Source organism: Trinickia symbiotica, assembly GCF_003028655.1.
GTDB lineage: Bacteria > Pseudomonadota > Gammaproteobacteria > Burkholderiales > Burkholderiaceae > Trinickia > Trinickia symbiotica_A.
This window is the reverse complement of record NZ_PYUC01000016.1, coordinates 37,851-50,014: the sequence shown is the minus strand read 5'-3', so window position 1 is coordinate 50,014 and position 12,164 is coordinate 37,851. Positions and strand designations below refer to the sequence as shown.

The following is a 12,164-nucleotide window of genomic DNA, read 5'->3' as shown; positions in this document are numbered from 1 at the left end:
CCGGGGCGCGGCGAATGGATCAACCGAGCGCCGACTTCATCGCGCGCTCGATATCGGCGCGCAGATCGGCCTCGTCTTCCAGACCGGTATAGAACCGAACCAGGATACCCCGATGCGGCCAGCGCGACGCCGTGCGCATCGACGCCACGTCGTACGGCATGGCGAGACTGTGCGCGCCGCCCCAGCTCCAACCGATCGCGAAGAGCTCGAGCGCCTCGACGAACGCATCGATCTGCGCGTGGCTATAGCGCTCGTCGAAGATCACCGAAAAGAGCCCGCCCGCGCCCGTGAAATCGCGCATGAACTCGGCATGGCCGGGACAATCGGGCAGCGCCGGATGCAGCACCGCCGCGATTTCCGGACGCGCCTTCAGCCAACGTGCGAGGCCCAGCGCGGTACGATCGTGTGCCTCGAAGCGAGCTTTCATGCTCGGCAGACTGCGCAGCACAAGTGAGCAATCGTCGACCGAGACGCCGATCCCCATGCGCATGCGCGCGCGTTTCAGCTTCAGGTGCAGCTCGTGATCGATCGTGATCGTCGCGCCCATCAGCACGTCGCTGCCGCCCGACTGGTACTTCGTCATCGCCTGCACCGAGATGTCGACGCCAAGCTCGAGCGGCCGGAACGCAAGGCCCGCCGAATAGGTATTGTCGATCGCGGTCACGACATGGCGCTCGCGTGCCGCCGCCACGATCGCACGGACGTCGGGCACTTCCATCGTGACCGAGCCCGGCGACTCGATCCAGATGAGACGCGTGTTCGGCCGAATGAGGTCGGCGATGCCGGCGCCGACGAGCGGATCGTAGTAACGGACGGAAACGCCGAAATCGTGCGCCAGCCATTCGCCATGCTCACGGTTCGGCGAGTAGACGTTATCGGGGATCAGCACGTCGTCGCCGGTTTTGACGATGCCGAAATAGACGTTCGAAATCGCCGAGAGCCCCGACGGCTGCAACAGCGCTTGCTTGCCGCCCTCGATCGCCGCGACGCGCTGCGCGAGCGCGGCCGAAGTCGGCGTCGCGTGCAGACCGTAGCGCCATTGCGAATCGTCGCGCCAGTCCCCCGCTCGCACCGTTGCGAGATCGGGGAAAACGACTGTTGAGGCGCGCATGACCGGCGTCACGAACGACTCGAAGCCCGGCTCGAGGTGCGGCTCAGCATGGACAATGCGCGTTTGCCGGGCCCGCGAGGAGGAAGTGGAATCTGTCATGGTTGATACGTTTCGAATATGACGGCGATGCCTTGCCCTCCGCCGATGCACATCGTCGCGAGCGCGTAGCGCCCGTTACGGCGTTGCAGCTCGTAGAGGGCCTTGATCGCGATGATCGCGCCCGTGGCGCCGATTGGATGACCGAGCGAGATACCGGAGCCGTTCGGGTTGACGCGGGCCGGGTCGAGCCCGAGCTCCGCCGTCACCGCGCATGCCTGTGCCGCGAACGCCTCGTTGGCCTCGATCACGTCGAGATCGGCCACCGAAAGCCCCGCGCGCTGGAGTGCCTGGCGCGTGGCCGGCACCGGCCCGATGCCCATGTAGGCCGGATCGACGCCCGCGTGGCCGTAGGCGACGATGCGCCCGAGCGGCTTGATTCCTCGCGCTTCCGCAATGCGACGCTCCATCAGCACGAGCGCGCCCGCACCGTCGTTGATGCCCGATGCATTGCCGGCCGTCACCGTCCCGCCTTCCTTCTGGTAGACAGGCTTGAGCCGCGCGAGGTCTTCGATCGGCGTCTCGTGTCGCACATGCTCATCGGCGTCGAAGACCACCTCGCCCTTTTTCGACGAAACCGAAATCGGCAAGACCTGGCTCTTGAAATAGCCTTCGCGAATCGCGCGCGAGGCGCGCCGATGCGATTCGAGCGCGAGGGCATCCTGGGCCTCGCGCGTGATGCCGTACTTGCGCGCGACGTTTTCGGCTGTCACGCCCATATGAAACGACTCGAACGGATCATGAAGCGCGCCGAGCATCATGTCGACGATGCGCGCGTCGCCCATGCGCTGTCCGAAGCGCGCGGCCGGCGCGATGTACGGTGCACGGCTCATGCTTTCCGCGCCGCCCGCGACCGCGATGTCCGTATCGCCGAGCAGGATGCTCTGCGCGGCCGAAACGACCGCCTGCAGACCCGAGCCACATAGGCGGTTGACCGTCATGGCGGGCGCGGACTGCGCCACGCCGGCGTTGAGCGCGGCCACCCGCGCGAGATACATGTCCTTCGGCTCCGTCTGAATGACATTGCCGAAAACGACATGGCCGACTTCGTCGCCGCGCACTTGCGCGCGCGACAACGCTTCACGCACGACGCGCGCGCCGAGCTCGGTCGGCGCGAAATCCTTGAGGCTGCCGCCGAAATCGCCGACCGCCGTCCGCACGCCGCTCACGACTACGACTTCTCGTTGCATTGCCGTCTCCTGAACTGAAGTTGTCGATGGATGGATTCGAGGCGAACGAGACGCGAAGCACGCGCTGCGGTCAGACTTCTCCCCAGAGGTCGTGCCCGTCGGCGCCCGTGATTCTCACCGAAACGAAGTCGCCGACCTTGTAGCGCTTCGACGCCTTCGTCGCCGGCGCGACATAGACGACGCCGTCGATCTCCGGCGCGTCGGCGGCCGTGCGGCCGATGCCGCCGTCGGCGTTGACTTCGTCGACGAGCACCTTCAGCGTTTTACCGACCTTGCGCGCCATGCGTTTGGCCGACACTTCTTCGGCGACTTCCATGAAGCGCGCGCGACGCGCTTCCCGAACTTCATCGGGCAACGCGCCATCGAGCTCGTTCGCGCTCGCACCTTCGACGGGAGAGTACGCGAAGCAGCCGACTCGATCGAGCTCCGCGGCGCGAATGAATTCGAGGAGTGTCTCGAATTGCGCCTCCGTCTCGCCGGGGAACCCTGCGATGAACGTGCTGCGGATCGTCAGATCGGGGCAAATCCGGCGCCAGTTGGCGACGCGCTCGAGCGTCCGCTCGGCGTTGGCTGGACGCTTCATGCGCTTGAGCACTTGCGGATCGGCGTGTTGGAACGGCACGTCGAGGTAGGGCAAAACGTGACCCTTCAGCGCGCCCTCGGCCATCATCGGAATGATCTCGTCGACGTGCGGATACGGATAGACGTAATGGAGCCGGACCCAGGCGCCGTATTGCGCCGCGAGCTCGCCGAGTGCGCCGACGAGCTCCGTCATGCGTGTCTTGAGCGGACGGCCGTTCCAGAAGCCGGTGCGGAACTTGACATCGGTACCGTAGGCGCTCGTGTCCTGCGAGATCACGAGCAACTCCTTCACGCCCGATTTGAAGAGATTCTCGGCTTCCAGCATCACTTCCGCCACGGGACGCGAGACGAGGTCTCCGCGCATCGACGGAATGATGCAGAACGTGCAGCGATGGTTGCAGCCCTCGGAAATCTTCAAATACGCATAGTGGCGCGGCGTGAGCTTGATCCCCGCCGGCGGCACCAGATCGACGAACGGGTCGTGCGGCTTCGGCAGATGGCTGTGCACGGCCTGCATGACCTCGCCGACGGCGTGCGGGCCCGTGACCGCGAGCACCTTCGGATGCACTTCCTCGATGAGACCGGTGCCGCTTGCGCTCTTTTTGGCGCCAAGGCAGCCGGTGACGATGACCTTGCCGTTCTCGGTGAGGGCTTCGCCGATGGCGTCGAGGCTTTCCTGAACCGCTTCGTCGATGAAGCCGCAGGTGTTGACGACGACGAGATCGGCACCGTCATAGGTGCCCGAGATCTCGTAACCCTCGGCGCGCAGCTGCGTGATGATCTGCTCGGAGTCGACGAGAGCCTTGGGGCACCCGAGGGAAACGAAGCCGACTTTGGGAGCAGCGCTCGGCGCGGCGACAGGCGAGGTGGGGGATGAAGTCTGCGGCATGGGTGGTCCGGCAAATAGCGACGACAGGATGCGGCGAGCGGCATATGCACGGCACCGCGCGCAACCCGTCCGGGAAACCGCATATTGTACCGCGCCATCATTTTTTGAGTTTTTTGTCCCGGTTTCGTAGTGCTACCCTCACCGGCCTCCGTGCTCGAACAACATAGCGCCAGTCCTGACAAGCATTCGATACAAAAATCCGTGGGGGACGACGATGAACGGTTTCGATACCGCGATACTGACATTTCTTACGCAGCACGAATTCGATTCCGCCGTGCTCAACCATGCGATTCGCGTGATGGCGGGCCTCTATACGTTCAAGGGCTTCGTGTTGATCCCTGTTCTCTGGTGGATCTGGTTCCAGCCTGACGAGCGCCGCGAGTGGCAACGCGAAATGGTGATCGCGACGATAGCGAGCGGACTCCTGTCGCTGCTCGTCGGCAGGACACTGGCGCATTACCTGCCTTATCGCGTGCGGCCGATTCATAACTCACAATTGCTTCTGCACTTCCCCTCTGTGAACTTCCCGGAGCCCGTGTTGCGCTTCTGGAACTCCTTCCCAAGCGACCACGCCATGCTGTGGATGTCCGTCGCCACTGGGATCTTTCTGGTCTGGCGAGCACTTGGCGCGCTCGTCCTGCTTTACACAGTCGTCTTTATTTGCCTGCCGCGCGTCTACCTGGGTCTGCACTATCCGACGGACGTCATTGGAGGCGCCATCCTCGGCGCCGCCATTACGTATGCGATGACGCGTGAGGCCGCGAGGAAGCGATATGCGCGGCCGGCATCGATATGGTTCGAGCGATCGCCGGCGGCCTCCTATACGCTCGCCTTTGTTCTCTGCTTCGAGTTGATTACTCAATTCGACGAAGTGGTGCGGCTAGGCGAGTCGATCACGAACGCCTTGCACACGGCCGCCCCAGCGGTGCCTGGCCTGTCAGCGCAAACGGAAATCCGGCCGGTGGCGCCTGCCGCCTGTCGGAGTTCCCATCCTCGGTTGGTCGCGAATCGATAGCGCGACTCGACTGCCGCCTACTTCTTTTCGGGCTCCGACCCCGAATTAGGCTTATTGAATGTGAACGAACTGAACATCGACTTCGCCTGATTCTGCATCTGCTCTTGCAGTTGCACGAACATGTTCTTCGATTGCTCGATGTAGCTCGTCATCATGCCCTGCATCATGGGCGCTTGCATGTTCATGAATTGCGACCAAACCTCGGGGTTCAGCGCGTTGCCCTCGTAAAGGGTCTTCGACTGCTCGGCGAGCTTGTTCTGGATATCGATGAACGCCTGAATATTTTTTTCCAGATACGTACCCATCATTCCCTGCATCGCATGTCCGTAGAAACGGATGATCTGCGAGAGCATCGAAGAGGAGAACATCGGCACGCCGCCGCTCTCCTCTTCGAGAATGATCTGCAGCAGGATGCTGCGCGTCAGATCTTCGTTGGTCTTCGCATCGATGACCTTGAAGTCCTCCTGGTCGAGCACCAGTTGCTTCACGTCGCTCAACGTGATGTATGTGCTCGTCTCCGTGTCATAGAGCCGACGGTTCGGATATTTTTTGATGAATCGCTCGGCTGTTTTCTTTGTAGTCGACATGTAACGCCTTCTAATATCAAGCCAATGTAGCGCAGTGTCGGCGCGTCGAATCCGCCGCTGTGGCACTGGCGGACCGGCCCCCGAAACCGAAACCCCGAAACGCGACTGTGCCGGCTGCGACACAGCGGAATCCGCAGCCGGCCGACGCGCATCAGCCCATGTGCAAACCGCCGTTCAACGAAAAATCGGCGCCCGTCGCAAAGCCCGACTCCTCCGACGCCAGCCACGTCACGATCGAAGCGATCTCGTCCGGCGAGCCGAGCCGGCGCACCGGAATCGTCGCAATGATCTTCTCGAGCACATCGGCGCGGATCGACTTGACCATATCCGTCCCAATGTAGCCCGGCGACACCGTGTTGACCGTCACGCCCTTCGTCGCGACTTCCTGCGCAAGCGCCATCGTGAAGCCGTGAATGCCCGCCTTGGCGGTCGAATAGTTCGTCTGCCCGAACTGCCCTTTCTGACCGTTGACCGATGAGATGTTGACGATGCGCCCCCACCCACGCTCGACCATCCCGTCGATGACTTGCTTGGTCACGTTGAACAGGCTCGTCAGATTCGTGTCGATGACGGCCGTCCAGTCCTCATGCGTCATCTTGCGAAACACGACGTCGCGCGTAATGCCCGCGTTGTTGACGAGCACGTCGATCTCGCCGACTTCGGCCTTCACCTTGTCGAACGCGGCCTTCGTCGACTCCCAATCGCCGACGTTGCCTTCCGACGCGACGAAATCGTAGCCGAGCGCCTTTTGCTGCTCGAGCCACGTCGCGCGGCGCGGCGAGTTCGGCCCGCACCCCGCGATCACCCGATAGCCCTGCTTGTGAAGGCGCTGGCAGATGGCGGTGCCGATACCGCCCATCCCGCCCGTTACATACGCAATGCGCTGACTCATGAATCACGCTCCATTTCTCTTTTTGAGCGGGGCGCCTGACGCCCCGCCCCTCGTTATCAACCGCCCCGACCAAGCGGCCCTTCCTGCGACATGCGCGCCGTCACACCCGCTCGACGGCCAGCGCCACGCCCATCCCGCCGCCGATGCAAAGCGAAGCCAAGCCGCGCTTCGCGTCGCGCTTTTGCATCTCGTGCAGCAGCGTGACAAGAATACGGCAACCCGACGCGCCGATCGGGTGACCGATCGCAATTGCGCCGCCGTTCACGTTGATCTTCGACGTATCCCAGCCCATTTGCTTATGGACCGCCAGCGCCTGCGCCGCGAATGCCTCGTTGATTTCCATCAGATCGAGATCGCCGACGGACCATCCCGCACGCTCGAGGCAGCGCCGCGACGCCGGCACCGGCCCCATCCCCATCACCTTCGGATCGACGCCCGCATTCCCATAGGCCTTGATGCGCGCGAGCGGCTTCAGGCCGAGCGCGTCGGCCTTCTTCGCCGACATGACCAGCACGGCCGCCGCGCCGTCATTGATACCCGACGCATTGGCGGCCGTCACCGAGCCATCCTTCGCAAAAGCAGGCTTCAGCCCCGCCAACGACTCCGCGGTGACACCATGACGCACGAACTCGTCGGTGGCAAAGCGCAGCGGCTCGCCCTTCTTCTGCGGCACTTCGACGGGCACAATCTCGTCGTCGAAGCGGCCCGACTTCTGCGCGGCCTCGGCCTTGTTCTGCGAGAGCGCGGCAAACTTGTCCTGCTCTTCGCGCGTCACGCCGTATTCCTTGGCGACGTTTTCAGCGGTCACGCCCATGTGGTACTGGTTGTAGACGTCCCAGAGGCCGTCGACGATCATCGAATCGATGAGCTTTGCGTCGCCCATGCGGAAGCCGTCGCGCGAGCCGAGCAGGATGTGAGGCGCGGCGCTCATGTTCTCCTGGCCGCCCGCGACCACGATGTCCGCATCGCCGGCAATGACGGCGTTCGCCGCGAGCATGACCGCCTTCAGGCCCGAGCCGCAGACCTTGTTGATCGTCATGCCGGGAATGGCGCTCGGCAGGCCCGCCTTGATGAGCGCTTGCCGTGCCGGGTTCTGCCCGGAGCCGCCGGTCAGCACTTGGCCCATGATGACTTCACTGACCTGCTCGGGCTTCACGCCCGCACGCTCGAGGACCGCGCGAATCACCGTGGCGCCGAGCTCCGGCGCCGGAATCTTGGCAAGCGAGCCGCCGAATTTGCCGACGGCGGTACGAGCAGCGGAAACGATCACTACGTCTGTCATTTTGGAACTCCTCCGAGCGAGGCGGCCTTGTGGGCCGCGCCTCGTACAGTTGAAAATCAATTCCGACCGCGGTTCGCGCGGGTGCGCGTGACCGAGGTCCCGTGAAGCAGCCGATCCGGACTTCGCGCGTCAGCGCTCGATCCGATCGAGTGTCGCGGCCGATGGAACGAACGGCTTGCCTTCGCTCAATCGCGCTCCTGCACATAGCGCCCCGGCGCCGGCTCGATGACCGGATACTCGGCCGAGCCGAGTTGTGCGCGGGACTTGACCTTGCGGCCGCCATACTGGTCGAGCCAGGTGATCCAATCGGGCCACCAGCTGCCAGGCTTTTCGACGGCTGCGTCGAACCACTCGTCCGGATCCTCGGGCAGCGTCTTCTCGCTTCCTTCATAGACCCAGTAGCTGCGCTTGCCCTTCGCCGGCGGATTGATGACACCGGCGATATGGCCAGAGGCGCCGAGCACGAACCGCTGCGGCCCGGTCAACAGCGGCGCCGACGCGTAGGCCGTCCGCCACGGCACGATATGATCCTCGCGCGAGCCGTAGACGAACGTCGGCACGTCGATGCGCGACAGATCGAGCGGCTCGCCGCACACGGTCAGCGCGCCGGGCTCGCGCACCCGGTTCTCGAGATAGGTGTTACGCAAGTACCAGACGAACATCGGCCCCGGCAGATTCGTCGAATCGCTGTTCCAATAGAGCAGATCGAACGGCACCGGCGTGCGGCCCTTCAGATAATTGTCGACGACGTAGTTCCAGACGAGATCGTTCGGCCGCAAAAACGAGAACGCGTTCGCGAACTCGACGCCGCGCATGAGGCCCGGCGCGGCGCCGTTGCAGCCGCCGATCGTCTGCTCGCGCATGCTCACGTGCGCTTCGTCGACGAAGACGTCGAGCACGCCCGTGTCGGAGAAATCGAGCATCGCCGTGACGAGCGTCATCGAGGCGGCCGGATGCTCACCGCGCGCCGCGAGGATCGCGAGCGCCGACGCGAGCATCGTCCCGCCGATGCAGAACCCGAACGTATTGATCTGCTCGCGCTCGCTCACGCTCTTGACGACGTCGATGGCGGCGAGCACGCCTTCCGTCATGTAGTCGTCCCACGTCTTGCCGGCGAGCGCCGCATCGGGATTGCGCCAGGAAATCATGTAGACCTGATGGCCCGATTCGAGCGCATGGGCGACGAGCGAACTCTCGGGCTGCAGATCGAGAATGTAGTACTTGTTGATGCAAGGCGGCACCATTAGGAGCGGCCGCTCGAAGACGCTTTCGGTGCGCGGCTTGTACTGGATCAGCTGGATCAGATCGTTCTCGAAGACGACGGCGCCTTCCGTCGAGGCGATGTTCTTGCCGACGACGAAGCGCGACTCGTCGCTTTGCGAGATTTTCCCGCGCCGCAGATCGGAGAGCAGGTTCATGACACCCTGACGCAAGCTCTCACCGTGGCTCTCGACGAGCGCCTTCTGCGCTTCCGGATTGAGCGCGAGGAAATTGCTCGGCGAGGCTGCCGCTGTCCATTGCTGGACCGAGAAGCGAATTCGCTCGCGCGTCTTCGGGTCCGTGTCGACAGCGTCGGCAAGTTCCTGCAGGTACCTCGCGTTGAGCAGGTACCACGCCGCCATATAGGCAAAGGCCGGCGACGCTTTCCAAGCTTCAGACGAAAAGCGCCGGTCCGGCAGTTCGGGAGCCGCCGCGCCGCCGGCGCTCGCCTGCTTCATCAGCTCGATGAATTCCCGCGTGTAGTCCGCCTGCAATTGCTGCAGCCGCTCGGAAGGCACCGCCAAGGGAATGCCCGGAATTGCGGGCGCCGTCTTATTCCAGTTGGGCGCACCGGGCATGCCGTACAGCGCGGACAACGACGGCATCTGCGGCATCTGCGGCATTTGGGGTATCGGCGGCATGGTGAACGGGAACGCGAAAGGCGCGGCCGTTCCGTTCGACGCGGACGCCGCCGCGCCCGACGGCGCGGCGGCGGGCCGCGACATCTCATTTGCAAATGCACGCCATGCGTTCATCCATGCATCGAACATTCGCTGTGGATCGGCGTTGCCCGCCGCGGCCTGCTGCCCGCGGCTCGAAGAAGTATCAGCGTGAGAGGAAGTCGAAGGACGTTTTGAAGCTGTCATACCCGCTCGTGACCGGTAAGCCTCGGAAGACTGATTGATAGGCGGGTTGCAGCGCATCCGGGCGAACCCTCGGGACTTCGATGCGCTCACCCATTGCGAGGGTCATTCTTGCTCCCCGCCGTAAGTCGTGTCAATGCTTGAGACCGATTTTGCCGCACTGCGATAGCTTTTTTATTATCGTTTTCCCGATGTCGATCGTGCCAACTATCAGCGCGCCAGCAAACGTATTGTCAGTGCATACGGTTCCCTGGTGCCGATCCGCGCATCACTTTTCGACACCCATCGCGGCACGCGGTTCGATCGTTTCTTGTGCGGCGCATCGCCTTGCACCCGTTCCCACCCTTATTGATCGATCCAGATCAGCGCGGCCATTCGCCCCGTCACGCGATCGCGCCGATACGAGTAGAAGCGATCGGGTTCCGTGACCGTGCACGCGTCGCCGCCCGTCACCTGCACGATGCCATGCCGCGCCAGGCGCAAACGGGCGAGCGCATAGAGATCGGCCAAATACTTGCCTTGCGTTTGCCCGCGCGGCGCGAACGCGTCCGACGTCCGGCCGCGCTCGGCGCCCTCGGCTGCGGCCATGAATGCGTCGCGAACGTCGTCGCCGACTTCGAAAGCGCGCGGACCGATCGCGGGCCCCAGATACGCATGCAGCGTTTGCGTCCGCGCGCCTGCGAGTGCCGCCACTTGCCGCGCCGTTTTTTCGACGATGCCGGCCACGAGCCCACGCCAGCCCGCATGCGCGGCGCCGACGGCTCGCCCTGCCTCGTCGGCGAGCAGAACCGGCATACAGTCGGCCACCATGACCACGCAGGCGGCCCCGGGCCTATCGGTGACGCTCGCGTCGGCATGCGGCGACCCGCCCGCATCGAGCACTGCGTCGGCGCGCACGACGGTGTCGCCATGAACTTGATGGAGCCATGCAGGCTGCACGCCCACCAGCGCGCGAAGACGTGCACGGTTCTCCTCGACATGAGAGGGATCATCGTCCGTGCGCAGCCCGAGGTTCAAGCCGCCAGGCGCTTGCACGCCATCAACGATCCGCCCGTACGGCGGCAGGCTCACACCGCCCGAGCGCGTGGTGACGAGCGCCCGCACTCGGGACGACACGCGCCATCCCGGTTGCAGGCAGTCATGAATGGTCAGCGGGGGGCAATTCATGTCGCGGTCTCACTCGATATCTTCGTCACCGGCATCGATCATTCCATCGTCGTATGCCTCGTCTTCGACGAACGCGAACTCGCCTTCGTCGCCTTCGTCGATCTCACCCTCTTCGCCGAAGCCCAACGCCGCGGCGAGCCCGGTCATGTCCTCGGGCAGCTCGGCGAGCCAATGCATCGTGCGCCGCGTCTGCGGATGCACGAGGCCCAGACGCCATGCATGCAGCGCCTGTCGCGCGAAGCCGTCCGGCAACGGTACGCTCGAGCGGCGGCCGCGCATGCCGCCGTAGACCGGATCCGCGAGCAGCGGATGACCCACGTGCGCGCAATGAACGCGAATCTGGTGCGTGCGCCCGGTCTCCAGATCGCAATGAATCGCCGATACCGGCTGTCGCTGCCAGACGATTCGGTCGATCGTCCGGAAATGCGTGCGCGCGGGCTTGCCGGCCGCGCCCGTGACGACGGCCATGCGCGTGCGCTCGCGCGGATCGCGCCCGATCGGCGCATCGACGGTCCCCTCGTCGGGCATCTCGCCCCAGACGAGCGCGAAATAGCGACGCTTCACCGTGCGCGCCTGCAACTGCCGCACGAGATCCGTTTGCGCCTCGAGCGTGCGGGCGACGACCATGAGGCCCGAGGTGTCCTTGTCGAGCCGATGCACGATACCCGCGCGCGGCAGGCCGGCGGCCGCCTCGCCATAGCGGTGCAGCAGGCCGTTCAGAATCGTGCCGCTCCAATTGCCTGCGGCCGGATGTACGACGAGCCCGGCCGGCTTGTTCAGCACCACGAGCGCCTCATCCTCGTAGACGATTTCGAGCTCGACCGGCTCCGCGGTAAAGGCCAGCTCTTCGGGCAGCAGATCGGGGACGAGTTCGATGCGCGCCTCGAGCGGGACGGGCTGGCGCACTTTGGCCGGCTGGCCGTTCACGCGCACGCGCCCCGCCTCGACCCAACTTTGCAGGCGGCTTCGGGAAAACTCGGGGAATACTTTTGCGAGAACCTTGTCTAGCCTCTCCCCCGCGAGCGCGTCGGGCACCGACGCGATGCGCGCAAGAGCGTCGCCGCCTTGCGGAACGAACGGCGAGACGGCTGACGAAGAGGCCGGCGCCCCGCCTGACCGGGCCTTTTTCGGCTCGTCGGCGCCCGCAACGCTTCGGCTATAATCGGCGCTTCGATCTTTGGAGCCGATGCCGGCGCCTGAGGAACTTTTGCGGGTCATTGAAACTGGGTC

At 64.3% G+C, this 12,164-nt stretch carries 9 protein-coding genes and 1 pseudogene; 1 reads left to right on the top strand and 9 read right to left on the bottom strand.

The window, feature by feature from the left end; translation table 11 throughout:
- Positions 1 to 19 precede the first annotated feature (19 nt).
- The 3 genes from C9I57_RS26280 to rimO form a co-directional block, all read right to left on the bottom strand.
- Positions 20 to 1,210 carry a cystathionine beta-lyase gene (locus tag C9I57_RS26280; RefSeq protein ID WP_107153519.1) on the bottom strand — a complete coding sequence of 397 codons (1,191 nt, stop codon included), beginning with the start codon at positions 1,208 to 1,210 and terminating at the stop codon, positions 20 to 22.
- Complete coding sequence (gene bktB / locus C9I57_RS26275) at positions 1,207 to 2,397, bottom strand: beta-ketothiolase BktB (protein ID WP_107153518.1); 1,191 nt, start codon at positions 2,395 to 2,397, stop codon at positions 1,207 to 1,209. The genes C9I57_RS26280 and bktB overlap by 4 nt, the downstream gene beginning before the upstream one ends.
- 70 nt (positions 2,398 to 2,467) lie before the next feature.
- On the bottom strand, positions 2,468 to 3,868 hold the full coding sequence (rimO, locus tag C9I57_RS26270) for a 30S ribosomal protein S12 methylthiotransferase RimO (protein ID WP_107153517.1): 1,401 nt from the start codon (positions 3,866 to 3,868) through the stop codon (positions 2,468 to 2,470).
- A gap of 214 nt (positions 3,869 to 4,082) precedes the next feature.
- Between rimO and C9I57_RS26265 the strand changes: the two are divergent.
- Positions 4,083 to 4,775: pseudogene (locus tag C9I57_RS26265) on the top strand (phosphatase PAP2 family protein); the annotation flags it as partial.
- A 125-nt stretch (positions 4,776 to 4,900) separates the two neighbouring features.
- Here the strand turns inward: C9I57_RS26265 and phaR are convergent.
- The 6 genes from phaR to C9I57_RS26235 all read right to left on the bottom strand — a co-directional run bounded on the left by phaR (position 4,901) and on the right by C9I57_RS26235 (position 12,152).
- On the bottom strand, positions 4,901 to 5,470 hold the full coding sequence (gene phaR / locus C9I57_RS26260) for a polyhydroxyalkanoate synthesis repressor PhaR (protein WP_107153515.1): 570 nt from the start codon (positions 5,468 to 5,470) through the stop codon (positions 4,901 to 4,903).
- Positions 5,471 to 5,621: 151 nt separating this feature from the next.
- Positions 5,622 to 6,362, bottom strand: coding sequence for a 3-ketoacyl-ACP reductase (locus C9I57_RS26255; protein WP_107153514.1), 741 nt, complete (start codon positions 6,360 to 6,362; stop codon positions 5,622 to 5,624).
- A gap of 100 nt (positions 6,363 to 6,462) precedes the next feature.
- Positions 6,463 to 7,644, bottom strand: coding sequence for an acetyl-CoA C-acetyltransferase (locus C9I57_RS26250; RefSeq protein WP_107153513.1), 1,182 nt, complete (start codon positions 7,642 to 7,644; stop codon positions 6,463 to 6,465).
- 185 nt (positions 7,645 to 7,829) lie between these two features.
- Positions 7,830 to 9,770 carry a class I poly(R)-hydroxyalkanoic acid synthase gene (gene phaC / locus C9I57_RS26245; RefSeq protein WP_181321958.1) on the bottom strand — a complete coding sequence of 647 codons (1,941 nt, stop codon included), beginning with the start codon at positions 9,768 to 9,770 and terminating at the stop codon, positions 7,830 to 7,832.
- 342 nt (positions 9,771 to 10,112) lie between these two features.
- On the bottom strand, positions 10,113 to 10,934 hold the full coding sequence (gene pgeF, locus C9I57_RS26240; protein ID WP_107153511.1) for a peptidoglycan editing factor PgeF: 822 nt from the start codon (positions 10,932 to 10,934) through the stop codon (positions 10,113 to 10,115).
- A gap of 9 nt (positions 10,935 to 10,943) precedes the next feature.
- Complete coding sequence (locus tag C9I57_RS26235) at positions 10,944 to 12,152, bottom strand: RluA family pseudouridine synthase (RefSeq protein ID WP_107153510.1); 1,209 nt, start codon at positions 12,150 to 12,152, stop codon at positions 10,944 to 10,946.
- Positions 12,153 to 12,164: the final 12 nt, after the last annotated feature.

Coding starts and splice junctions, on each gene's coding strand:
- C9I57_RS26280 (WP_107153519.1), bottom strand. CDS start 1,210: ATGACAGATTCCACTTCCTCCTCGCGGGCCCGGCAAACGCGCATTGTC.
- bktB (WP_107153518.1), bottom strand. CDS start 2,397: ATGCAACGAGAAGTCGTAGTCGTGAGCGGCGTGCGGACGGCGGTCGGC.
- rimO (WP_107153517.1), bottom strand. CDS start 3,868: ATGCCGCAGACTTCATCCCCCACCTCGCCTGTCGCCGCGCCGAGCGCT.
- phaR (WP_107153515.1), bottom strand. CDS start 5,470: ATGTCGACTACAAAGAAAACAGCCGAGCGATTCATCAAAAAATATCCG.
- C9I57_RS26255 (WP_107153514.1), bottom strand. CDS start 6,362: ATGAGTCAGCGCATTGCGTATGTAACGGGCGGGATGGGCGGTATCGGC.
- C9I57_RS26250 (WP_107153513.1), bottom strand. CDS start 7,644: ATGACAGACGTAGTGATCGTTTCCGCTGCTCGTACCGCCGTCGGCAAA.
- phaC (WP_181321958.1), bottom strand. CDS start 9,770: ATGACAGCTTCAAAACGTCCTTCGACTTCCTCTCACGCTGATACTTCT.
- pgeF (WP_107153511.1), bottom strand. CDS start 10,934: ATGAATTGCCCCCCGCTGACCATTCATGACTGCCTGCAACCGGGATGG.
- C9I57_RS26235 (WP_107153510.1), bottom strand. CDS start 12,152: ATGACCCGCAAAAGTTCCTCAGGCGCCGGCATCGGCTCCAAAGATCGA.